Consider the following 21,534-nt stretch of genomic DNA (forward strand, 5'->3'; position numbering starts at 1 on the left):
GTTTCGGTACCCTGGTGGGCATGTCCTACCCCGAACTCGACCTCCGACCCGTTGCCGAACTGGACGACACGACCCGCGGCGACTTCGTCGTGCGTGTCTACCAGCACCTCGTGGCCGCGATCGTCGTGTTCGCCGGCATCGAGGCGCTGTTCCTGAACACCCCCATCGCCGAAGGCATCTTCGACTTCGCCACGAGCGGCGGGATGAGCTGGTTGCTCATCCTCGGTCTGTTCATGGTCGGCCAGTGGATCGTCGCCAACTCCGCGGCGGACCTGCTCAACCCGCAGAAGCAGTACGCCGCGCTCTTCGGCAGCGCTGCCCTCTATGCCGTCCTGTTCGCGCCGATGCTGCACTACATCTTCCGCTACCGCAGCGACGGCGGCACCACGGTTGCGGCCGCGGGCCTGATCACCGCCATCGCGTTCGCCGGTCTCACCGTGGTCGGCTTCGTCACCCGCAAGGATCTCTCGTTCCTGCGGCCGATCACGATGTACGGCTTCGTGTGCGCGGGCGTGCTGATCGTCGGGGCGATCCTGTTCGGCTTCAACCTCGGCGTGTGGTTCTCCGTCGCGATGATCGCCCTGTCGGGCGTCGCGATCCTGTGGCAGACCCAGACCATCATCCGGAAGTTCCCGAGCCAGGCCCATGTGGCCGCCGCGCTCGGGCTCTTCTCGTCCGTGATGACGATGTTCTGGTACGTGCTGCGCCTGTTCGTCGGCCGCGACTGAGCCTCAGGCCGCGAGCGCGACCGCCAGCGCTTCGCTGACGGTCGAAACGAGATGGATCGTCACCTCGTCGCGCACGGTCTCGGGGATGTCGTCGACATCGCGGCCGTTGGCGATCGGCAGGATCACGTCGGTGACACCGGCCCGGTGGGCGGCGAGCACCTTCTCCTTCACGCCGCCGATCGGCAGGACGCGGCCCTGCAGCGTGACCTCGCCGGTCATCGCCACGTCGCCCCGCACCCGCCGCCCGGTCAGCAGGCTGACGAGGGCAACCGTCATCGTGACACCGGCGGACGGGCCGTCCTTCGGCGTGGCGCCGGCCGGGAAGTGCACATGGATCCGTCGATCCTCGGGAAGGTCGATGCCGATCCGCTCGGCGTTGGCCCGGAGGTAGCTCAGGGCGATCTGACCCGACTCCTGCATCACGTCGCCCAGCTGGCCGGTGAGGGTCAACCCCTCCCCCGGCAGGACCGCGGTCTCGACGAACAACACGTCGCCCCCGGCGCCGGTGACCGCGAGGCCTGTGGCCACGCCGGGATCAGCCGTGCGCTCGGCCGGGTCTTCGCGCAACGCCGGGCGTCCGAGCGCGTCCTCGAGCTCGGCCTCGTCGATCACGATCGGTGTGGCCTCGCCGGTGGCGACGCGGGTCGCGGCGCGGCGCACGAGACGGTCGAGCCGGCGCTCGAGCGAGCGCACGCCGGCCTCACGGGTGTAGTCGCCCACGATGGTGCGGACGAGATCGTCGTCCACGACAACCTCCTCGGGCCGCACCGCGTTCTGTTCGAACACCCGGGGAAGCAGGTGGTCGCGGGCGATCTCGATCTTCTCGTCCTCGCTGTAACCACGGAGGGGGATCACCTCCATGCGGTCGAGCAACGGGGCCGGCAGCCGCTCGATCTCGTTGGCCGTGGCGATGAACACCACGTCGCTCAGGTCGAGGTCGACCTCCAGATAGTGATCGCGGAACGTGTCGTTCTGCTCCGGGTCGAGCACCTCGAGCAGCGCAGCCGACGGGTCCCCGCGATAGTCCTGGCCGACCTTGTCGATCTCGTCGAGTAGCACGACCGGGTTCATCGCCCCGGCCTCGGTGAGGGCCCGCACGATACGGCCGGGCCGGGCGCCGACATAGGTGCGGCGGTGGCCCCGGATCTCGGCCTCGTCGTGGATTCCGCCGAGCGACATGCGGACGAACTCCCGCCCGAGGGTGCGGGCGACCGAACGACCGAGTGACGTCTTGCCGACGCCGGGTGGTCCGGCGAGGGCGAGGATGGTGCCGCCCCGGGCCGGGGTGCCGTCGACCTCGCGCTCCTCGCGGAGGCGGCGCACGGCGAGGAACTCGACAATGCGTTCCTTGACGTCGTCGAGCCCGGTGTGGTCGTCGTCGAGCACGCCGCGGGCCCGAGCGAGATCGAGATCGTCCTCGGAGCGGTTCGTCCACGGGATCTCGAACATGGTGTCGAGCCAGGTGCGGATCCAGGACGACTCCTGGCTCTGCGGACCCTGCTGTTCCAGCCGTTCGATCTCCTTGCCGATGGCGTCGGTGACCGCCTCGGCCACACCCCCGTCGATGAGGGCAACGAGCTGTTCGCGGTACGCACCCACGGCATCGCCGTCGCCCTCGCCCAGCTCGTTCTGGATCGCCGCGAGCTGGCGGCGGAGGACGGCCTCGCGCTGCGACGAGTCGATCTCGTCGCTCACCGAGCGATTGATGTCGCCGTTCACCTCGGCCTCGACCGCAGCGGCCTCCGCCCAGTCGATCGCCAGGCGGAGTCGGGCATCGGTGTTGGTGGCCTCGAGCAGCTCGATGCGCTGCTCGGTGGACAGCTCCGGCCACCAGGCGATCGTGTCGGCGAGCGCGCCCGGGTCCTCGACATCGTGGAGCAGGCGCGCCATGGGCGCGCCGCCGATGGCCCGGAGCAGTCGGGTCGCTGCGGCGCGATAGCGGTCGGCGAGCGCGACCGTGTCGGCCGTCGCCGGCCCGGGGTCGACGACGGTGGTCTCGACGACGAGGGAGCCGCCGTCGTCCAGCGAACCGCGACCGACGCGCACGCGGGCGACGCCCCGGATCACGAGGCCGTCGCCGCCGCCGGGAAGCTGTCCCCGCTGCTCGATGTGGGCCAGCGTGCCGATCGCCTGGGAGGCCTCGGCGTCACGGGGAACCAGCACGACGTGGTCGTCGTGTCCGGGCGCAGCCGCCACCGCGGCCACCGCCTCGGGCGACTCGACCTTGATGGTCACGACCATCTCCGGCAGCACCACGCCGGACGTGGGAACGACGGGGACGGTGCGGATCGCACCCGGTCCCGGGGCGGTGGTGGAGGCATCAGTGGACATTCGTAATCCGATCGCTCATACTGTTGATTACACGCTTACAACCTCTGAGGATACGACGTATTCCATGTCTCCACCCCGCGGTTCCCGGTCCCGCCGAAGTCAACCGGCCACTCCCCCGCCCGTCACCACCGACGCGCTCGGCGCCTGGTTCGCCGCGGCGCTTCCGGAGGGCTGGTTCGCCGCAGCACCCCGGGTCCGCCACGACAGCGACGAGATCCTCGTCACCGGCGATCTCGGCCCCCCGGGCGCCGGGCTCTCGCACGACCAGCAGATCGTCGCCTTTCGCGAGGCGACGCGCGAGCAACGCATGGCGATCGCCGATGCCGCGCAGGCGGAGTTCGGCCGCACCGTCAGTTGGGGCGTGGAGTGCGGAGACACGGAGGTGCGCTTCACCACGGTCAACGCGCCGGCGATGACCCGCCTGCGGCTCGAGGAACGGCAGGTGCTCGACACGCTGATCGACGGCGGGATCGCCCGCAGCCGCAGCGAAGCACTCGCCTGGTGCGTCCGGCTCGTGGGCGAGCACGAGGACGACTGGATCGCCGAACTCCGTGAAGCCGTCGAGCGGGTCAAGGAGGTGCGCGACCAGCGGGCCTGACCCCGGTCAGCCGGCGAAGTAGTCGGCCCAGTCGTCGAGCGGGCCGTCCGGCGTGCCCGCCTCGATCGTCACGAGGTCGCCGCCGATCGTCAGCGCGTCGGCGACCGCACCGGCCGGATCGTGGTCCAGCTCGTGGGCGAAAAATCCGGCGGTGATCCCCCGCACGATGGGCCCGTAGTCCGTGTCGTCATCGAGGATCCCGAGAAGGTGATTGCCGCCGACCAGGGTGACGAACATGCGGCGGTTCGCCTGGGTGAACGCCCACGACCCGATACCGCTGGCGATCGGCACGATCCGGTCCTCGTCACCGTGCAGCACCATCACGGCGACGTCGTCGCGGACCTCGCCGAACCCGGCGCTCATGACGACGGCGGCGTCGACGCGAAGATCGCCGTCCGGACTGAGCGCAGCGCCCGCGGTGGTGAGCCCGCCGAGCGAGTGCCCGATGACGCCGATGCGCTCCGGGTCGATGAGCGGTCCGAACTCCGGGTCGTCGAGCATCGAGTCGATCACGAACGTGACATCACCGACCTGACCGGCGATGTCGCCGGCGTTGGCGAACCCGCTGTCCTGGTTCGTGAGCGGGAAGGCGGGCGACGCGACGACGAAGCCGGCGGCCGCGAGGTGCTCGCGCAGCATGACATGACTGCGGGGATGGCCGGTGAGACCGTGGTTGAAGATGATCAGGGGCCGCACGTCGTCCGTGTCGAGGGCGTCGACCCAGACGTCGAGCGTGCGCTCCGGCAACTCCGGCTGGTCGCCGGTGGCCGGCGTGACGCGCGTGTCGTCGACGAACACCCGGGTGGCGTTGACGACGACCGGCGGCACCGTCGTCGTGGTGGTCGTCGTGGTCGTCGTCGTCGTGCTGGTCGTCGTGGACGGGTCCGCGACGGTCGTGGTGGTGGTCGACGTCGGGGCGGCGTCGTCCGCCGTGTCGTCGCTGCAGGCGGCGGCGACCAGACCGAGCGCGAGCGCGACCGCGAGGAACCGACGCGTCATTTACGGCCGAGGAAGGCGACCGGGGTCGGCCGAGAGTGGTCCGCCCCGACCGGGCGGAGCGCCTGATCGGCCGCCTCGACGAGCGGCTCGCCGTGCCCGAGCACACACTCGGGGTCGGGGCCGTCGAGCGGGATGCCGGTGAAGAACTTGGCGGCCATGCAGCCACCCTGGCACGCGTCGAAGTGGCCGCAGGACGCACACGCGCCGGCGGACTGGGGCTCGCGGAGCTCCAGGAAGAGGTCGCTCTCCTGCCACACCTTGCGGAACCCGCCCTCGTCACGGACGGAGCCGGCGAGGAACTCGTCGTGCAGGACGAAGGGGCAGGCGTAGACGTCGCCGAGCGGGTCGATCAGGCACACCACCCGGCCGGCACCGCAGAGGTTGAGCCCGGGCAGCGCCTCGCCGAGGGCCGAGAGGTGGAAGAACGAGTCGCCGGTCAACACGTCGGGACGCTCGAGCAGCCAGTGGTACAGGTCGCGCTGCTGCTGGTCCGTGGGGTGCAGCTCGTGCCAGCTGTCCGCACCACGACCGGACGGCCGGAAGCGGGTCAGGCGGAGCTGGGCGCCGTAGCGGTCGGCCATCGCCTTGAACTCGTCGACCTGGGGGATGTTGTGGCGGGTCATCACGACGGAGATCTTGAACTCGCCGAACCCGGCATCGTGGAGATGCTCCATCGCCTGCACCGCGGTGGCGAACGAGCCCTCGCCTCGCACGTGGTCGTTGGTGGCGGCATCGGCGCCGTCGATCGAGATCTGGACGTCCACATAGTCCATGCCGGCGAGCTTCCGGGCGACGTCGGCGTCGATGCGCGAACCGTTGGTCGAGAACTTCACGCCGACGCCGTGATCGACCGCGTACTCCACGAGATGCCAGAAGTCCGGCCGGATCGTGGGCTCGCCGCCACCGATGTTGATGTAGAAGACCTGCATCCGCTCCAGCTCGTCGATGACGGCCTCGGCCTCCGCGGTGGTCAGCTCACGCGGGTCACGGCGGCCGCTCGACGAGAGGCAATGCACGCACTGGAGGTTGCACGCATACGTGAGTTCCCAGGTGAGACAGATCGGGGCGTCGAGGCCCCGCTTCATCTGGTCGCCGAGACCGCTCTGCTTGACCGGCGACAGCACGAGGTTGTCCGGACGAGGCTCGGTGATGTCGGGCGAGGACAGGTCGGACAGGGTCATGCGGCCACCAGGAAGTCGGATGCGGCGAGCGACGCGAGCGCCTTCTCGAAGGAGGGCCAGCGCCGGGGGTCGATGCCGACGGCGTCGAAGGCCTCCCGCGCCGTCGCGTGCTGGTCGAGCGACTCCACGAGGGTGACGAGCTCGGGCGCGCGCAGGAAGTTCAGACGCCGGTTGCCGTAGTGGTAGGCCAGCGCACCGAAGGGTTCGGGACGCAGGGCGACACGCTCGTGCAACCGGTACGACGACGAGGCGTCGAAGGTCACGGCTCTAGTAGACGCCGCACATTCCGTCGATGGAGATCTCCTCGACGAGCAGCTCTTCCTCGACGAGTTCGTCCTCGTTCGAGTCGTCCGCGGTCTGATCCTGAACGTCGGTGGGTTCCATGACGGCCTCCTGGGTCGATGCGGGCATCGATGAACGTGCCTGAAACTACAGCGTAGGCCGGTCAGACACGAGCGAGGCGAGGCACGTCCTCGGCCGGAACCGCCTTCGACCACAGCCAACCCTGGGCCCGACGGCAACCGAGCTCGAGGAGCATCTCGGCCTGCGCCGTCTCCTCGACGCCTTCGGCGACGACATCGAGGCCGAGGCCCCGGCTCAGCCAGATGATCGTGCGCACGATCTCCCGGTCGGTCGAACTGGTCACGATGCCGCTGACGAAGGACCGGTCGATCTTGAGTGTGTCGACCGGCAGATGCTTGAGGCGGGCGAGCGAACTGAACCCGGTGCCGAAGTCGTCCACCGCCACCTCGACGCCGAGGTCGCGCACGGCCTGGAGAGCGTCGATCGCACTGTCGGCGTCGAGCATCAGGGAACGCTCGGTGATCTCCACACACAACAGGCTCGCGGGCACCTCGTGCGCGTCGAGCGCCCGTGAGATCTGCTCGGCGAGCTCACCGGACTGGAGTTGGGCGGCCGCCACATTCACCCGGATGCGGGTCTCGAAGCCGTCGGCGACCCAGCGCTGGAGCGTCTCGAAGCTGCGGCCGAGCACGAGCCGGCTCAACTCGGGGGCGAGGCCGATCTCCTCGGCGGTGTCGATGAACCGCGCGGCCTCGATCACGCCCTCGGTCGGGTGGTCCCAGCGGACGAGCGCCTCGACGCCCACGATCTCGTTCGTGATGAGGTCGTACTCGGGCTGGAACCACGGCAGGAACTCTCCGGCGGCAACGCCCCGACGGAGGTCCGTCTCGAGGTGGAGCCGATCGCGCAGCGTGGCTCGATGGGCCTCGTCGAAGAACTCGTAGCGGTCACGCCCCTTCGTCTTGGCGTCGTACAGGGCGGCGTCGGCGTGGCGCAGCACGGCCTCCACGTCGTCGCCACCGGATGATCTGGCGATGCCCACGCTGCAGGTCGGGATCACCGTCGTGCCGTGGACGATGATGGGCTCGCGGATGACCTCGATCAGCCGTTGTGCCGTCACCGCGAGCTCCATGTCCGAGTCGCCGTGCACGAGCACGGCGAACTCGTCGCCGCCGAATCGGGCCACCACGTCCGAGCCGCGAAGGGAGCGCCGGATCCGTTCGGCGATCGCCACCAGCACGGCGTCCCCGGCGCTGTGACCGAGCGAGTCGTTGACCACCTTGAACCGGTCGACGTCGATCATGAGCAGTGCGCCGCGGCCGCCGGTGGCGAGCTGGCCCGTGAACTCGTCGGCGAGCTTGCGGCGGTTGGCGAGGCCGGTCAACGCGTCATGGGTGGCGTCGTACTCGAGCTGCGCCCGGCTGCTGACCACGTCGATGAACTGACGAATCTGGCCGATGACCTGTTGCAACAGTGCCCGCTCGACGGGCGTCCATTCGCGGTCGCGCAACGAGCACACGCCGAGGAGGAGGGCGATGCCCGGCGAGCGGAAGGGCACGACCAGCATGGAGAACTCGGATCCCGCCACAGCTTCGGCGGGCAGGCGGATCCCGTCGGGCAGCTGGCGCGACCGGGTCTCGGTGGGCCGACCGGAGTCGAGAACGCGCTGACAGTGCGCCTGAAAGACGGACTTGTCGAGCCCCGGGCCCGTGGGCTCCAGGCTCTCGCCGTCGCGACTCCAGGAGTGCACGGTGCCGTCGGAGCTCCCGAGGTACTCCGCGAACGAGATGACATCGGTGTCGAGCGCCTCCCCCAGCTCGCCGAGGGCCCACGTGATCACGTCGGCGGAGTCGACGACGGACCGATCGAGGAAGCGGGCACCGAGCCGGAGCTGGAGGTCGTCGAGGACCTGCCGGTACTCCTGCTGACGCTCCTCGGCCGCCCGCGCCCGGGCCTGGAGGATCACCCCGGCGAGATCCGTCAGGGTCCGCAGCTCGTCGGCCGGGAGCTCCGCTCCCACGCGGTCACCGGTGAGGGTCAACACCGCTCGGACATCGTCACCGACCGCGGTCGGGACGATCATCGTGGCCGCGGTGGTGACCCGCCCCCAGGCGGCGAGTACGTCCTCCGGCTGCAGGACGAAGGGCTCGTGCCACGTCTGAACGTCCCCAGGCAGGTCGAACTCGGTCGGGAGCTGCGGCCGAGTGCCGTCGGACCACTCCATGACCACGGACACCTGTCCGACCGCCGGCTCGATCTCGGCGAAACGAACCCGGCGCGCCCCGAACACGCCGCCGATCCGTTCGAGGGCGGCCTGCGCCGTCTCGTCCACCGTCGCCGCGGTCGCGTTGAGGAAGGACTCCGCGATCTCGGTCCGTGCCTGCTCGACCACACCGCGGCGAACGAGGTCGAGTTCCGCACCCATGCGCATGCGGAACTGTCCCAACATCGCGACGGCGTTCGTCACGAGTTCGAGCGCCGTGTCGGCGAGCGGCCGATTGTCGATCCGGCCGACGACGAACACGCCGACGAGCTCACCCTCGACGATGCCCGGAACGACCACCCCGCTGTTGAACCCGGCGACGAGATCTTCGACGTCCGGAACCGTGTTGAACTCGTCGAAGCGATAGATGCCGCCCTGACCGAGGTGCTCGACCGCCGCAGCCGACAGATCCCGATGGCCGGGATCGGCCTCACCGGACTCCGCCCACTCGAGCAGGAAGTGCAGGCGACCCTCGGCCCACTCGTACGTGCGCATCGCCGTCGCCCCGACGTAGCGGCCGACCGTCTCGAGCACCTCGTCCAGCAGCTCGCGCGCTTCGCCGATCCCTCCCTCGTGGAGCCGCCCGCCGACGCGGGCCAGGATCTCGGCCACGTCGGCCCGCTGACGAAGCTCTTCGCGGGCGTCGTGATGACGCATGTGGCGCCACAGGATCTCGCCACACAGCTGGACGGCCATGCGGTCGCTGTCGTCGAGGTCATCCAGGTCGGGTGCCAGCACGGCCACCGCACCGGACACGATGTCCTCGTCGAAGATCGGCGTCACGAGCATCGACGCGCCATCCCCGATCTGGCGCATCAACGTGCCGAAGTCGTTGTCGAAGTCGTCGGGGGTGAGAAGCATGGACTCGCCTCTCGATCGCAGCGGAGCGCCGGGCGGGAGCAGGTCCTCACCGACGCGCAGCTGGGGGTCGCGCACCAGACCCGTGGGTCCCCACAGTGCCGACACGTGGGCCCCGTCGTCCTCGAATCGCATGATGGCGGTGACATACGCGTCGAAGCCCTCCGCCAGGATCCGAAGGGCGCGGCCGTAGCCCTCGAGCGCGTCGTCGAGTCCCGCGCCCGCCAACGCCCGACCGACGGCGTCGGCGACGGCCAGGCCATCGCGTCCGTGGCCCGGAGCGGGGGCGGGCGATGGAATGTCGTGGTCGGCCGAGGTCACGGGTGCTCCGAAGGAGGGTCAGTAGGAGAATCGGCCTGCTGAGCGCCGTCATTAGGTTCACCGACAGGCGCCAACTACCTTCGTCGGCGCACCTCGCACGCAAGGAAGCACGCATGGAACTCGACATCATGGCGACCGCGACGGGCCTGCGGGACATGCAACGGCACGCGAAGGCCGTCGAGGACGCCGGATTCGCGACCATGTGGCTCACCGAGGGCGGTCGCACGGCGTATCTCTCGGCGGCCGCCGCCGGGCTCGCCACCGAACGACTCGGGATCGGCACGGCCGTGGCCGTGGCGTTCCCCCGCAGCCCGATGATCACCGCGTCGATCGCGTGGGAGCTCGCGGACAACACCGGCGGGCGGTTCACCCTCGGCCTCGGGACGCAGATCAAGGCCCACATCGAGCGGCGCTACTCGGCCGAGTACGCGCCTCCCGGCCCCCGCATGAAGGAGTACGTCGAGTCCCTCCACGCCATCTTCCGCGCCTTCCGCGGTGAGGAGAAGCTGCACTTCGACGGCGACTTCTACTCGTTCAGCCTGCTGCCGGCGCAATGGTCACCCGGTCCGATCGACGCGCCGGACCCCCCGATCTTCGTCAGCGCCGTCCTGCCCTGGATGAGCCGGATGGCCGGCGAGATCTGCGACGGCATCCACATCCACCCGTTCAACTCGGCGCAGTACCTCACCGACGTGCAACGTCCCCACGTCGAGGAGGGCGTGGCGCGCGCCGGCCGCGACCTGGCCGATGTGACGTTCGAGATCCCGGTCATGACGCCGGTGGGCGACACGGACGAGGAGCTGGCGGAGACCCGCGAGGCGGCCCGCCAGATGATCGCCTTCTACGGCTCCACCCGCACCTACTCGCCCGTCTTCGAGACGCACGGATTCGACGGCCTGTCCGATCAGCTCCACGCCAAACAACGCGAGGGCGATCTCGCCGGCCTGGTGGGCCTGATCACCGACGACGTGCTCGACCACTACACCGTGTCGGGCAGCTGGTCGACGCTCGGGGCCAATCTCGTGGAGCGCTACCGCGACGTCGCGCCGACGGCTCGGCTCATGACCTACACGGCGTCCAGCCAGCTGCGGAAGCACCCGGATGTCCTGGACCGCTGGGCCCAGGTCGCCCGCGACGTCGCGAACGCCTGAGCCGAGCGGTCCGGCGGTCACTCACGCCGTGGACGGGGCCTCGGCCTCCATCGTCGAACGCGTGTGCCACAGGAAGGCGGCACCCATCACGGTGCAGACCACGCCGAGACCGGCGAGCAGTCCGGCGATGCCGAGGGCGAGTTGCAGGGCGCTGTGGGTCACCGCTCCGACGCCGAGCTCGCCGACCAACGCGTGCACGGTGCCGCTCCACGCCAGTTCGCGAGCCGGCCCGTCGAGGATGTCGGTCCGGTTGAAATCGGTCCAGTAGCGGCCGTCGACGGCAACCGTGTAGGCGCCGGGCTCGAGCACCTCGCCCTGATACGCCTCGACCACACCGTTGTAGGTGCCGTCGGGGTCCAGCGCGCCGGACTCGATGCCGGCGTCGATCGTCGCCTGGTCCAGGACGACCGTCTGCTCACCATGGAGCGTGTGGTAGACGATCGTGCCCATCTGGACCATGTACTCCGTGGCCGAATTGACCAGCGGATCGCCCGGGTCGAGGTCGCCGTCGACGATCGGGAACGCCCAGTCGTCCTCGACCAGGCTGAGGATCGCCTCGCCCCCCTCGACCTGACCGCGGTCGATCAGCTGACCGTCGTCGTTGTAGGTGAGCGTGACGCCCTGGGCCGAGCTGAATGCGCTCAGGGAGTCGTAGCCGGCCTGCGCCTTGCTGTACGCGACGCCGGCACCGACGAAGTAGCCGACACCGACGACGATGAGGAAAACGCCGAGGACGCCGAGTGGTTTCTTGAGCATGGGGGTGTGCCTTTCGTTGCGCTCGTGAAAGGAGTCACGAACTCACGAAAGAGGACTCTGCCGGTGTCCCGGCGGGCTCGGCAGGGCCGAAGGTCCCGGCTCGGCGATCCGTGGCGCTCTAGTTCTCGGCGTCGACGGCGTGGGCCCGCAGCATCTGGAGCGGGACGACCTCGAGCGCCCGCTCGTGGGTGGCGGTCAGCCGGACCGGCGCGGCGGCCCCGGCCAGCGCCGCCTCCAGCCAGCGGGCCGCGCAGACGCACCAGCCGTCGCCGGGTTGCAGGCCGGCGAATCCCCACTCGGGGCGGGGTGTCGACAGGTCGTTGCCCGCCTCCTTCGAGAACTCCAGGAAGCGCGTGGTCACCGTCGTGCAGACCGTGTGGGAACCGACGTCCTCCTCCGACGTGTTGCAGCACCCGTCACGGAAGAACCCCGTGACGGGATCGGTCCCACAGTCCGCGAGCTCCCCGCCGAGCACGTTCTTGGCCATGGCCCATCAAACCACGGCAGTAGATTCCCAACCATGACCCACCCCCCTACCCCCTCGTTCTGGGTGAACGGAGGCGCGGATTCCAGCGCTCTGTTCACCCAGAACGAGGGGGTAGGGGTGGGGGTGGGGTGATGGAGCTTCGCTTGGCGACGGTTGCCGATGCGGCGGCGATCCGGGACATCTACAACCGCGAGGTCACCGAGACGACGAACACCTTCGATCTCGAACCCCGCACGCTCGAGCAGCAGCGGGACTGGCTCGCCGAACGGCTCGGCGCCCTCGGCGTGGTCGTGGCGGATATCGACGGTCGGGTGGCCGGCTTCGCGTCACTGTCCGAGTACCGCCCGCGGGCCGCGTACCGCACGACGGTCGAAAGCAGTGTCTACGTTGCCGAGTGGGCCCGCGGCGAAGGCGTCGGCCGGGCGATGATGGTCGAGCTGGTCGATGTCGCGACGCAACGCGGCTTCCACACGATCATCGCCAACATCGTCGGCGGCCACGAGGCGAGCATCGCCCTGCACCACGCGGCGGGGTTCGAGATCGTCGGCACCCAGCGCGAGGTCGGCCGGAAGTTCGGCAAGTGGCTCGACCTCACCGTCATGCAGCGCATGCTCCGGTGACGCGAAGAACCCGGTGCCGAAGCACCGGGTTCTCACGAGTTGTCTTGTGGGCCGAGAAGGATTTGAACCTTCGTAGGCGTAAGCCGACGGGTTTACAGCCCGTTCCCTTTGGCCGCTCGGGCACCGACCCAGGACCCTCAGAGAATACCGGGAGCGGACGCCGGTGCGACCTCGATTCGGTCGGGAACCGTCGCCGTCAGGACGTGGGCGACGCGGCGCGCGTCTCGACCCACGCGCCGTACCCGCCCAGGATGTCGGAGACATCGGCGAACCCGGCTCGCCGCAGCACGCTCGCGCCGACCGACGACCGGTAGCCGCCGGCGCAGAACACGACGGTGGGCGTGTCGGGGTCGAGTTCGTCGAGCCGCTTGGGCAGCTCCCCGACCGGGATCCCGACTGCGCCGGGGATGGACCCGAGGGCGAACTCACCCGGATTGCGGATGTCGACCAGCTGGAGGCCGGCGACCTCGTCGGCGCGTACGTCGTACTCGGCCGCCGTCAGCCGCGAGGCGCGCTGGACACGGTCCGGGTGGGCGGCCATCACCGCTTGGGGATGGCGCAGATGACCGACGACCCGATCGAAACCGATACGGGCGAGCCGGTTCTTCGCCTCGAGCTCGAACCCGTCGTCGACGACGAGCACGATGTCGACGTCGGACGGCACGACCGAACCCGCGAACTCCGCGTAGCGGCCGTTGAGCCCGACATTGACCGATCCGGTCAGATGACCGTGGCCGAACTCCTCGGGGCCCCGACCGTCGAGGATCAGCGCACCGGCCGCGACCTTTGCGTCGAACTCGTCGAGGTCGAGCGGCGTCGGCGGCTCGGTCTCGTCGAGCAGCTCACGGTTCTTGCGGTTGAGCACGGCGTCGTAGACGAAGTAGTCGGGCGCCGGGGGCTGCCCCTCGGTGACGAGCTCGACGAAGGTCTCGCGGTCCGGGGCGAGCAGGGCGTAGTTGCTCTCCCGCTGGTCGCCGATCGTCGACCAGGTGTCGGTCGACAGGTTCTTGCCGCAGGCCGAACCGGCTCCGTGGGCGGGGTACACGCGGGTGGTGTCGGGCAACGGCATCAGCTTCTGGTGGAGGCTGTCGTAGAGCTGATCGGCCAGCTCGTCACGGGTGTAGCCGATCGACGCCAGCAGATCGGGGCGGCCGACGTCGCCGATGAACAACGTGTCGCCGGTGAGGACCGCATAGGGCTCCTCGCCGGGTTGCTCGCGCACGACGATGCTGATCGATTCCGGGGTGTGCCCCGGCGTGTGGAGGATCTCCAGCTCGACTTCGCCGAGAGAGATGCGCTCCCCGTCGGTGAGCTTGCGCGACGGGAACTCGGTCTCGGCCACCGACGAGAACGCGATCTCGGCGCCGGTGGCGGCCGCGAGCTCGAGATGGCCGGACAGGAAGTCGGCGTGGAAGTGGGTCTCGATCACGAGCTCGATGCGAAGGCCCGCGGCCTCGGCGTCGGCGACGTACTCGTCGATGTCACGGCGGGGGTCGACGACCACGGCACGGCCGCTCGTCTCGTCGCCGATCAGGTAGGACGCCTGCGACAGGCAGTCGAGGTAGTACTGGGTGAACTTCATGGGTTCGTTCCTTCCTTCCAGGCGAGCATGCCGCCCGCGAGATTGACGACGTCGGCGAATCCCGCGGCGGTGAGCGCCTCGCATGCCGCGGTGCTGCGTGCCCCGCTGCGGCAAAGGACGACGACGCGCTGTGCCGGGTTCAGCTCGCCGGCGCGAACCGGGAGGTCGCCGAGCGGGATGTTGCGAGCGCCGGGGAGGGTGCCCGTCTCCTCGAGTTCGTGAGGCTCGCGGACGTCGATGAGTTGGGTGCTGTCGTCGACGACGGTCGGATAGTCGACGACGGGATGGTCGCGATGCATGTCAGGCCGCCTCCGCGTGCAGGTCACGCAGGACCGACTCGATGTCACAGCTCGTGCGGTTGTAGGGCAGTCGGCCGAGCATGTTGGCCATCGCGCACGTGTTGGAAACGGCCGAGTAGAGGAGGCCGCCACCGACGCCCGCGGCGAGCCACTTGGCCTTCGGCACGGCGATGCTCGTCAGCACCCCGGCGACCACGAGCGAGCCGGCGACGAGTCGGACCTGACGATCCATTGCCCACCGCTCGACGTCGCCCTGGGCGACCTCACCGTCCGCGGCCTGCCAGGCGGCGATACCGCCTTCGAGGATGTGGAGCCGCTCCTTGCCGGCGCCGCGGAGGGCACCGTGGGCCTGGCTGGCTCGGCCCCCCGATTGGCAGACGAGGACGACCGGGTGGGCGACGTCGGCGAGATCGGCCACGTGCTCCCCCAGCGTGTCGAGCGGAACGTTGAACGAGCCCGGGATGTGGACCGTCTCGAACTCGCCGCCGGTGCGCACATCGAGCACCCGGGTGGTCGGGTCGTCGACGCGGAGCCGCTGGAGCTCGGCGGTCGAGATGGTGTCGGTTGCGGGAATGGTCATGTTGTCTCCAGTGAGGGATGGATCGGTGGAAGAGAAGGGTCGGTGACGTCGTCGAGACAGCCGGTCGCGAGGTCGTGGACCGCGCCGACGAGAGCGAGCCGACCGGCGCGGGTCGCCCGGCCGGTCGGACCGTCGTGGGCGGCGAGGGCACGGAGCGTCGCGGTGACGTTGTGGCGGACGATCGCCGGCTCCTCGGCGTGCGGATGCTGGTCGATGACCGCGCAGATCGGCGCGGTGACCGCGGCGAGCTCGCCGTCACAGTCCCCCGCGAACGCGGCGGCCACCGCGCCACAGTGCGTGTGGCCGAGCACGATCAGCAGTTCGACGCCGAGTTGCTCGACGGCGTAGTCGAGGCTGGCGAGTGCCCGCGGTCCGGCGGTGTTGCCCGCGACGCGAACGACGAACAGGCTCCCGGCCGGCTGGTCGAAGACGACCGACGGCGGCACCCGGGCGTCGGAGCATGCCAGCACCGCGACCGAGGGTCGATGTTCGGGCACGCGGCCATCGGCCGGCGCGCCGGCTTGCTCGTGGGCGGCGAGGAGGTCGGACCAGAGCTCAGACACGATGCACCTCCGACCCGCTGGTGGACGCCGGGCGTTCGTCGATGCCGTGGCGGCGTTGGTCGGACGGCGCCGTCCGGGCGGCGCGGATCGCCACGACCGCATCGTGGGTGGAGGTGTGGATCCGCTCGTCGAGCGCGTCCCACAAGCCGGCGCGGCGGAGCACGTCACGGACCGGGCCCTTGGCGTCGGCGAGGTGCAGCGTGACTCCGCGATCGTCGAGATCGGGCAGGAGTTCATGGAGCATCTCCACGCCCGTGGCGTCGATGTCGTTGATGCCCGACGCGTCGAGCAGGAGGGCACGGGGCTCGGCGGTCAGTGCCGCGCCCCGCTCGGCGAGCAGTCGCTTCACGGCGGCGGCGTTGGCGAACGAGAGGGCGGCGTCGACCCGGACGATGTCGATTCCCGGGTCGGTGGCGACTTCGGGGAACCGCTCGACGTTGCGGTAGCTCGTCGTCCCGTCGACATGGCCCAACACCGCGCTGTGGGGCATCGACATGCGGGCGAACACCACGAGCATCGAGGCGACGACGGCGACCCCGATGCCCAGCTCGATCCCCAGCACGAGGGTGGCGACGAATGCCACGGCCAGGCCGATCAGGTCGCTGCGCTTCACCCGCGCGATGTGGCGCATCTCGGCGACGTCGACGAGCCCGACCACTGCGGCGATGATGATCGCGCCGAGGGCGGCGTTGGGCAGCGAGGACAGCAGGGGCGTGAAGAACGCGATGGTGGCGAGGACGATGGCGGCGGTGACGACCGAGGCGAGCGGGGTCCGGGCGCCCGCCGAGTCGTTCACGGCCGTGCGGGAGAAGCCGCCGGTCACGGGGTAGCCGCCGAAGAGGCCGGCGGCCACGTTGGCGGCGCCGAGTCCGATCAGCTCCTGGTTGGCGTCGACGTCGTAGCGGTGCCGTCGGGCGTACACCTTGGCGACGGCGATCGACTCCATGAAGCCGACGAGCGTGATGACCATCGCCGCCACGGCGAGGTCACCGATCAGCGAACCGCCCACGTCGGGCAGCCCGAAGGCGGGCAGCGAATCGGGGATGTCGCCCACGACCGCGACGTCGTGGGACTCGAGGTCGAACGCCTCCACGGCGAGGATCGAGCCGACGACAACGGCGAGGGCGGCCGGCACCTGCGGGACGAAGCGCTTCATGGCGAAGAGGGCGACCAGGGCGACGAGCCCGAGCGCGAGCGTGGGTCCGTTGGTGTCGCCAACGCCCCGGCCGACCTCGCGCACCGTCTCGTAGAAGTGGTCCTGACGCTCGACCGAGATTCCGAGCAGGTGCTTCGCCTGCGAGAAGCCGATGATGATCGCCGCGGCCGCGGTGAAACCGACCAGGACCGAGTGGCTCAGCAGGTTGACGAGAAATCCGAGTCGCGCGATGCCGAGGACCAGATGGACCACGCCGACCATCAGCGCGAGCAGCGCCGCGGCGGCGAGATAGCCGGCGGTCCCCTCCTCGACGTGTGGCGCCAGCGCGGAGGCGGTGAGGAGCGAGACGATCGCGACCGGGCCGACCGCGAGCTGGCGGGAGGACCCGAAGAACGCGTAGACGAGCACCGGCACGGTGGCGGCGTAGAGACCGACCTCGGGCGGCAGGCCGGCGAGGAGGGCGTAGGCCATCGCCTGGGGCACCAGCATGGCGCCGATGGTGAGACCGGCGGTGACGTCGGGGCGCAGGTCGCTGCGGTCGTAGCTCGACCCCCAGTCGAGTATCGGGAACACACGGCGCGGCTGCATATGTCCAAATGTACGTACATTTGGACATAATGTCAACCCCTGCCGCCCGATGACCGCGCCGGGTCAGGCCGCGGAGGGGCGCAGCTGGGCGACCGCGCCGGTCGACCAGTCGGTGACGAAGCGGAACCGGTCGCCGCGGATCAGGGTGGTCCGCCATTCGATCGGCGTGCCGTCGCGGCTCCCGAGGCGCTCGAGGAAGAACACGGCGTCACCCGCCGCGAGCCCGAGCGGCCCCCGGTCCGTGGCCGTCGGGACGGTCGGCGTCAACCGCTCCCAGCCCTGATTCGGCACCGGCGCGCCGATGGCGGCCAGCTCCGCGTAGAGCGCCGTGTGGCTCCAGTCCACATGCAGAAGGGGTTCGGCGATCGAGGCGGGCAACCACGCCCGGTCGAGGGCGAGCGGATCGTCGCCGGCGAGCCGCAGCCGCTCGAGGAAGACCAAGGGGGCATCCTCCGCGAGGCCGAGATGCCCGGCGGCCGCCGCGTCGGTGACGGCCTCGAGCGCGAGGACCTCGCTGGTCTGGCTGACGCCCGTCGACTCGACGGACTGGAACAGGCTGTAGAGGGTGCCGAGCGACTGCTCGAACTCCGAGCGGTTGACCACGGTCCCCTTGCCCCGCTCGCGCCGCAGCACCCCCATCTTGTTGAGGTGCCGGATCGCCTCGCGCACGGTGTGGCGGCTGACGCCGTAGACCTCGGTCAGTTCGAGATCGGTGGGAAACGGGCCATCGTCGAACTCGCCGGTGTCGAGCCGGCGGCGGAGCTCGGCTTCGAGCTGGGCCCAGAGCGGCAGCGGGCTCTCGCGGTCGAGCGGTTGCGGCGTCATGGCGGGCTCCCGAGTCGTGGGTGCCTTCCACAGTACATCCGAATCAACGCATCACCTGATGTCCGGACAATTCGCCCGAGGCCGGCCGCTCTCGTGGGAGCTCCCCGGGACTCAGCCCGCCGCCCGGGGCTGTACCACGACCTCGGCCAGCGGCATCGGTGTGGGCTGGTCGCCGGGCTTCACGTCGCGCAGCTCGTGGACCCCGGCGACAACCGAGCAGTACTCGGTGATCTGGTCGACCTCGGCATCGCTCAGGTGGGCGAACCGGAGGTAGGCGACATGGTGGTTCCCGTCGCGTGACGAGCGACGCACGGCCGTCGGACAGTCGAACCGGATGACGGATCCGTCGACCTGCGGCAGCGCGAACGCGATTCGGACGTTGTCGCCGACCCTCAGCGGCTTGGCGGACACGACGTCGATGCCGAACGGGGACACACCGATCACGCCCATGCGTCCGTCGCTGGCCAACACCGTGAGCTCGTCGAACGTGCGGAAGTTCTGACGGAGCTGACGAAGCTTCAGCGCTGATCGGGCCTGGAGCGCCATCACCCACAGCCAGGTCCCGAGGCCGAGTGCCGCGAGCGTGGCGAAGTCGCCGTGCGAGGGACGCAGGATGCCCATTCCGAACACCAACAGCGTCACCGCGAGCGAGACCTGCAGGGTGCCGAGGAAGGCCTGCCGGGCGCGAGCACCCGGCGCGCGGTCCACGAGCTCGGAGCCGAGTGGCTTGTCGGGGAGAGCCCGGCGCGCCACGGCGAGATCGGTGGTCAGCAGGCGCAGGTCGTTGCTCATCCACGCCTGGAAGCCGATGGATTCCTGTGCGGCGCGGCGGTACAGCAACGACGACACCTGCCAGGCACCCCACAGCAGCACGAGCGGCGCGGGGTCGGCCACGAGCGGCAACGAGGACGTGTACAACACCGCGAAGAGCAGGCCGATCAGTACCAGCCGCTGGATGCTCCGTCCGACGTGGAGGTCGGCGGCCCGCAGAACCCGGCGGCTGAGCCGCGTGGCGTGCTCGTTGCGCCGCGGCGCATCCCGGTCCACGAGCACGGTGAGCCGTTCGTGCAGATCGCGCGCCCAGCGGTGGAGGTGTCGGTCGTCGTTCCAGGGGGCGAGTCGCCGGGCGACCTGCACCGGCACGTCGACGATGCGCCAGCCGGCCGCCTGGAGGCGGACGCCGGTCGACATGGTCACGCCCTCGCGGCCGCGGCTCATGCCGCCGATCTCGCGGATGGCGCTTCGCCGCACGACGGCCATGCCCGGCCACCAGGGCAGGGCTCCCTCGTCGGAGAGCTTCGCGACCATGAGCTCGTCGCGGCGACGGTGCTCGCCGTAGCCGCCGTAGTCGATCGCCGTTGCCGCATTCGTGTTCTGGACGCGGCTGACCACGACCCCGACCTCGGGATCGTCGAAGGCCACGGCGGAGACCTCGAGGATGTCGGGCATCACGACGAGATCCGCGGGCATCACGAGCGAGTAGAGCGACGTGCACTCCTCCATCGCCCGATCGATCAGCTCACCCAGATCGGCGCCGAACCCGCCGACGATGCGGGTGAGACCGAGGCGGGTGGCGAGGGCGGCGACGTCGGGACGATCGTCACGGTCGACGATGCGCAGATTGGTGTAGCCCTGGATGAGTCGGGCGGAGAGCACCGCGGCGCGCACCTCGCTCGCGGGTTCGTCGGTGACGATCACGATCACGTCGGCGTCCGGCGCCATCGACTTCTCGGGCGAGCGGTCGTCGGGGCGGGGCTCGCCGAGCAGCGACATCTCCATGTGGAGACGGACGAAACCGAACGCCTCCGCCGCCAGCAGCAGGAAGAACATGACGGGATTCGCGCCATCGGACGTGAACAGGAGCCGCCACGCGAGATAGACGACCCCGGTCACGATCGCGGAGATCCGAAGGAGAGTCATGGCTTCCGCGTCGGCACCGGGCGGTGCGTCTTGAGCCTCGCCCGCGCCGCTTTGGTACGTTCCGCTCATGCCGACGTTCGATGTTGTCTCCGAAGTCGACGAGCAGGAAGTGCGCAACGCCGTCGACCAAGCCGCCCGTGAAGTCAGTCAGCGATTCGACTTCAAGAACACCAACTCGTCCGTGGCGATGGGCGACGGCGTGATCGACATGGCGTCGCTCTCCGAGGACCGGCTGGCCGCTCTTCGCCAGGTCCTCGAGGAGAAGCTCGTCCGCCGCAAGGTCAGCCTCAAGGTGCTGGACTACGGCACGGTCGAGAACGCGTCCGGCGGCACCGTCCGCCAGACGGCCACACTCCAGGCGGGCATCAACCAGGAGAAGGCGAAGGAGCTGAACAAGTTCATCAAGGCGCTCGGACTCAAGGGCGTGCAGTCCTCGACCCAGGGCGACCAGCTACGCGTGTCCGGCAAGAAGCGCGATCATCTGCAGGATGTCATCGCCGCGCTGAAGGAGGAGGACTTCGGTCTCCCCCTCCAGTTCACCAACTTCCGCGACTGAGGTTCACAACGCCCGCAGGCGGGCGATGCGCTGTTCGGTCGGCGGGTGGGTGCTGAACCACTTGGACACGCCGCCTCGGCCGCGGGCCTGGGCGCTCAGCGGGTTGATGATGTAGTGGCTCGCCTGGTTCGGGTCGATGTTGACCGGGATCTGGTGGGCGTAGGCGTCGAGCTTCTCGAGGGCCCGCGCCAGTGGCTCGCCGGTGCCGATCAACTTGGCCGCCGACTCGTCGGCCTGGAACTCGCGACTGCGGCTCACCGCGGCCTGGATGAGCATCGCCGCGATCGGCGCGAGGATCGCGAACGCCAGCTCGCCGATCGGGTTGCGATCGCGCCCGCCCCGTCCGCTGAACATCGCCCCCCACATCGCGATGCGGGCCGCGAACGTGATCGCCATGCCGATGGCGGCGGCGACCGAGCCGATGAGGATGTCCCGGTTGCGGATGTGGGCCAGCTCGTGGGCGAGCACCCCGCGCACCTCGTCCCAGCTCATGGCGTCGAGCAGACCGACGGTGACGGCCACGGCTGCGTTGTTCGGGTTGCGGCCCGTGGCGAACGCGTTGGGCTGGGGGTTGGGCGACACGTAGAGCTTCGGCATCGGCATGCCGGCCTGCGTGGTCAGCTCCTCCATGATCTGGTGGTACTGCGGCATCTGCTCGCGGGTGACCGGCTGGGCCTTCGCCGACTTGATGGCGAGCTTGTCCGAGAACCAGTACGAGCCACCGACCATCACGAGCGCGATGACCAGCCCGATCACGAGTCCACCGCTGCCGCCGAGCGCGCCACCACCGACGATGATCAGGCCACCGAGGGCGGCGAGCAGGGTGAATGTCTTGGCTGTGTTGACCATCTGGGTCGAATACCTCCTGG

General features: G+C 69.8%; 21 protein-coding genes and 1 tRNA gene. 5 read left to right on the forward strand and 17 right to left on the reverse strand.

The features are described from left to right. The first annotated feature begins 20 nt into the window (after positions 1-20). Positions 21-728 carry a Bax inhibitor-1 family protein gene (locus tag R8F63_15055; protein MDW3219932.1) on the forward strand — a complete coding sequence of 236 codons (708 nt, stop codon included), beginning with the start codon at positions 21-23 and terminating at the stop codon, positions 726-728. A 3-nt stretch (positions 729-731) separates the two neighbouring features. Here R8F63_15055 and lon read toward each other — a convergent pair whose 3' ends face one another. Continuing rightward, positions 732-3,059, reverse strand: a complete 2,328-nt coding sequence (gene lon, locus R8F63_15060; GenBank protein MDW3219933.1) for an endopeptidase La — start codon at positions 3,057-3,059, stop codon at positions 732-734. Positions 3,060-3,123: 64 nt separating this feature from the next. Here lon and R8F63_15065 point away from each other — a divergent pair, with 64 nt between their 5' ends. Then, positions 3,124-3,657, forward strand: coding sequence for a hypothetical protein (locus tag R8F63_15065; GenBank protein ID MDW3219934.1), 534 nt, complete (start codon positions 3,124-3,126; stop codon positions 3,655-3,657). Positions 3,658-3,663: 6 nt separating this feature from the next. Here R8F63_15065 and R8F63_15070 read toward each other — a convergent pair whose 3' ends face one another. The 5 genes from R8F63_15070 to R8F63_15090 all read right to left on the reverse strand — a co-directional run bounded on the left by R8F63_15070 (position 3,664) and on the right by R8F63_15090 (position 9,582). After that, positions 3,664-4,656, reverse strand: a complete 993-nt coding sequence (locus tag R8F63_15070) for a hypothetical protein (protein ID MDW3219935.1) — start codon at positions 4,654-4,656, stop codon at positions 3,664-3,666. Then, positions 4,653-5,837 carry a mycofactocin radical SAM maturase gene (mftC, locus tag R8F63_15075; protein ID MDW3219936.1) on the reverse strand — a complete coding sequence of 395 codons (1,185 nt, stop codon included), beginning with the start codon at positions 5,835-5,837 and terminating at the stop codon, positions 4,653-4,655. Before mftC ends, R8F63_15070 begins: the two co-directional genes overlap by 4 nt. Then, a complete protein-coding gene (gene mftB / locus R8F63_15080; protein ID MDW3219937.1) occupies positions 5,834-6,100 on the reverse strand; it encodes a mycofactocin biosynthesis chaperone MftB in 267 nt (88 codons plus the stop codon). The genes mftC and mftB overlap by 4 nt, the downstream gene beginning before the upstream one ends. Before the next feature lie 4 nt (positions 6,101-6,104). Further along, positions 6,105-6,221, reverse strand: coding sequence for a mycofactocin precursor MftA (gene mftA, locus R8F63_15085; protein ID MDW3219938.1), 117 nt, complete (start codon positions 6,219-6,221; stop codon positions 6,105-6,107). A 61-nt stretch (positions 6,222-6,282) separates the two neighbouring features. Further along, positions 6,283-9,582, reverse strand: coding sequence for an EAL domain-containing protein (locus R8F63_15090; protein MDW3219939.1), 3,300 nt, complete (start codon positions 9,580-9,582; stop codon positions 6,283-6,285). A 113-nt stretch (positions 9,583-9,695) separates the two neighbouring features. Here R8F63_15090 and R8F63_15095 point away from each other — a divergent pair, with 113 nt between their 5' ends. Beyond that, complete coding sequence (locus R8F63_15095) at positions 9,696-10,733, forward strand: TIGR03617 family F420-dependent LLM class oxidoreductase (protein ID MDW3219940.1); 1,038 nt, start codon at positions 9,696-9,698, stop codon at positions 10,731-10,733. 21 nt (positions 10,734-10,754) lie between these two features. On the opposite strand, the gene R8F63_15100 is transcribed toward R8F63_15095, so the two are convergent. Next, the gene (locus tag R8F63_15100) at positions 10,755-11,489 is read right to left on the reverse strand and encodes a hypothetical protein (GenBank protein ID MDW3219941.1); all 735 of its coding nucleotides are present in this window, start codon (positions 11,487-11,489) and stop codon (positions 10,755-10,757) included. A 118-nt stretch (positions 11,490-11,607) separates the two neighbouring features. Next, positions 11,608-11,976, reverse strand: a complete 369-nt coding sequence (locus tag R8F63_15105; GenBank protein MDW3219942.1) for a DUF2237 domain-containing protein — start codon at positions 11,974-11,976, stop codon at positions 11,608-11,610. Positions 11,977-12,107: 131 nt separating this feature from the next. On the opposite strand from R8F63_15105, the gene R8F63_15110 reads away from it, so the two are divergent. Continuing rightward, positions 12,108-12,596: an N-acetyltransferase family protein gene (locus R8F63_15110; protein ID MDW3219943.1), complete on the forward strand. Its 489-nt coding sequence runs from the start codon at positions 12,108-12,110 to the stop codon at positions 12,594-12,596. 47 nt (positions 12,597-12,643) lie between these two features. Here the strand turns inward: R8F63_15110 and R8F63_15115 are convergent. From R8F63_15115 to R8F63_15150, 8 genes are all read right to left on the reverse strand, one after another. Further along, positions 12,644-12,726, reverse strand: a tRNA-Tyr gene (locus R8F63_15115). A gap of 66 nt (positions 12,727-12,792) precedes the next feature. After that, positions 12,793-14,178: an MBL fold metallo-hydrolase gene (locus tag R8F63_15120; protein MDW3219944.1), complete on the reverse strand. Its 1,386-nt coding sequence runs from the start codon at positions 14,176-14,178 to the stop codon at positions 12,793-12,795. Beyond that, a complete protein-coding gene (locus tag R8F63_15125) occupies positions 14,175-14,477 on the reverse strand; it encodes a rhodanese-like domain-containing protein (GenBank protein ID MDW3219945.1) in 303 nt (100 codons plus the stop codon). Before R8F63_15125 ends, R8F63_15120 begins: the two co-directional genes overlap by 4 nt. A gap of 1 nt (position 14,478) precedes the next feature. After that, entirely contained in the window at positions 14,479-15,057 is a 579-nt protein-coding gene (locus R8F63_15130) for a rhodanese-like domain-containing protein (GenBank protein ID MDW3219946.1), read from the reverse strand. Beyond that, positions 15,054-15,620 (reverse strand): carbonic anhydrase, encoded by a 567-nt coding sequence (locus R8F63_15135; GenBank protein MDW3219947.1) that lies wholly within the window; start codon positions 15,618-15,620, stop codon positions 15,054-15,056. The genes R8F63_15130 and R8F63_15135 overlap by 4 nt, the downstream gene beginning before the upstream one ends. Beyond that, complete coding sequence (locus R8F63_15140) at positions 15,613-17,364, reverse strand: solute carrier family 26 protein (protein ID MDW3219948.1); 1,752 nt, start codon at positions 17,362-17,364, stop codon at positions 15,613-15,615. Before R8F63_15140 ends, R8F63_15135 begins: the two co-directional genes overlap by 8 nt. Before the next feature lie 63 nt (positions 17,365-17,427). Next, a complete protein-coding gene (locus tag R8F63_15145) occupies positions 17,428-18,189 on the reverse strand; it encodes a GntR family transcriptional regulator (protein MDW3219949.1) in 762 nt (253 codons plus the stop codon). Positions 18,190-18,300: 111 nt separating this feature from the next. After that, on the reverse strand, positions 18,301-20,109 hold the full coding sequence (locus R8F63_15150; GenBank protein MDW3219950.1) for a glycosyltransferase family 2 protein: 1,809 nt from the start codon (positions 20,107-20,109) through the stop codon (positions 18,301-18,303). A gap of 67 nt (positions 20,110-20,176) precedes the next feature. Here R8F63_15150 and R8F63_15155 point away from each other — a divergent pair, with 67 nt between their 5' ends. After that, positions 20,177-20,665 (forward strand): YajQ family cyclic di-GMP-binding protein, encoded by a 489-nt coding sequence (locus tag R8F63_15155; GenBank protein ID MDW3219951.1) that lies wholly within the window; start codon positions 20,177-20,179, stop codon positions 20,663-20,665. Between the two features lie 3 nt (positions 20,666-20,668). On the opposite strand, the gene R8F63_15160 is transcribed toward R8F63_15155, so the two are convergent. After that, on the reverse strand, positions 20,669-21,514 hold the full coding sequence (locus R8F63_15160) for a zinc metalloprotease HtpX (GenBank protein ID MDW3219952.1): 846 nt from the start codon (positions 21,512-21,514) through the stop codon (positions 20,669-20,671). Positions 21,515-21,534 lie beyond the last annotated feature (20 nt).

The sequence above is a fragment of the Acidimicrobiales bacterium genome, assembly GCA_033344915.1.
Taxonomy (GTDB): Bacteria; Actinomycetota; Acidimicrobiia; order Acidimicrobiales; family Aldehydirespiratoraceae; genus JAJRXC01.

What these genes read in the sequence shown, in the direction of transcription:
- R8F63_15055 (MDW3219932.1), top strand. Translation starts at nt 21, where the DNA reads ATGTCCTACCCCGAACTCGACCTCCGACCCGTTGCCGAACTGGACGAC.
- lon (MDW3219933.1), bottom strand. Translation starts at nt 3,059, where the DNA reads ATGTCCACTGATGCCTCCACCACCGCCCCGGGACCGGGTGCGATCCGC.
- R8F63_15065 (MDW3219934.1), top strand. Translation starts at nt 3,124, where the DNA reads ATGTCTCCACCCCGCGGTTCCCGGTCCCGCCGAAGTCAACCGGCCACT.
- R8F63_15070 (MDW3219935.1), bottom strand. Translation starts at nt 4,656, where the DNA reads ATGACGCGTCGGTTCCTCGCGGTCGCGCTCGCGCTCGGTCTGGTCGCC.
- mftC (MDW3219936.1), bottom strand. Translation starts at nt 5,837, where the DNA reads ATGACCCTGTCCGACCTGTCCTCGCCCGACATCACCGAGCCTCGTCCG.
- mftA (MDW3219938.1), bottom strand. Translation starts at nt 6,221, where the DNA reads ATGGAACCCACCGACGTTCAGGATCAGACCGCGGACGACTCGAACGAG.
- R8F63_15095 (MDW3219940.1), top strand. Translation starts at nt 9,696, where the DNA reads ATGGAACTCGACATCATGGCGACCGCGACGGGCCTGCGGGACATGCAA.
- R8F63_15100 (MDW3219941.1), bottom strand. Translation starts at nt 11,489, where the DNA reads ATGCTCAAGAAACCACTCGGCGTCCTCGGCGTTTTCCTCATCGTCGTC.
- R8F63_15105 (MDW3219942.1), bottom strand. Translation starts at nt 11,976, where the DNA reads ATGGCCAAGAACGTGCTCGGCGGGGAGCTCGCGGACTGTGGGACCGAT.
- R8F63_15110 (MDW3219943.1), top strand. Translation starts at nt 12,108, where the DNA reads ATGGAGCTTCGCTTGGCGACGGTTGCCGATGCGGCGGCGATCCGGGAC.
- R8F63_15120 (MDW3219944.1), bottom strand. Translation starts at nt 14,178, where the DNA reads ATGAAGTTCACCCAGTACTACCTCGACTGCCTGTCGCAGGCGTCCTAC.
- R8F63_15125 (MDW3219945.1), bottom strand. Translation starts at nt 14,477, where the DNA reads ATGCATCGCGACCATCCCGTCGTCGACTATCCGACCGTCGTCGACGAC.
- R8F63_15130 (MDW3219946.1), bottom strand. Translation starts at nt 15,057, where the DNA reads ATGACCATTCCCGCAACCGACACCATCTCGACCGCCGAGCTCCAGCGG.
- R8F63_15140 (MDW3219948.1), bottom strand. Translation starts at nt 17,364, where the DNA reads ATGCAGCCGCGCCGTGTGTTCCCGATACTCGACTGGGGGTCGAGCTAC.
- R8F63_15145 (MDW3219949.1), bottom strand. Translation starts at nt 18,189, where the DNA reads ATGACGCCGCAACCGCTCGACCGCGAGAGCCCGCTGCCGCTCTGGGCC.
- R8F63_15150 (MDW3219950.1), bottom strand. Translation starts at nt 20,109, where the DNA reads ATGACTCTCCTTCGGATCTCCGCGATCGTGACCGGGGTCGTCTATCTC.
- R8F63_15155 (MDW3219951.1), top strand. Translation starts at nt 20,177, where the DNA reads ATGCCGACGTTCGATGTTGTCTCCGAAGTCGACGAGCAGGAAGTGCGC.
- R8F63_15160 (MDW3219952.1), bottom strand. Translation starts at nt 21,514, where the DNA reads ATGGTCAACACAGCCAAGACATTCACCCTGCTCGCCGCCCTCGGTGGC.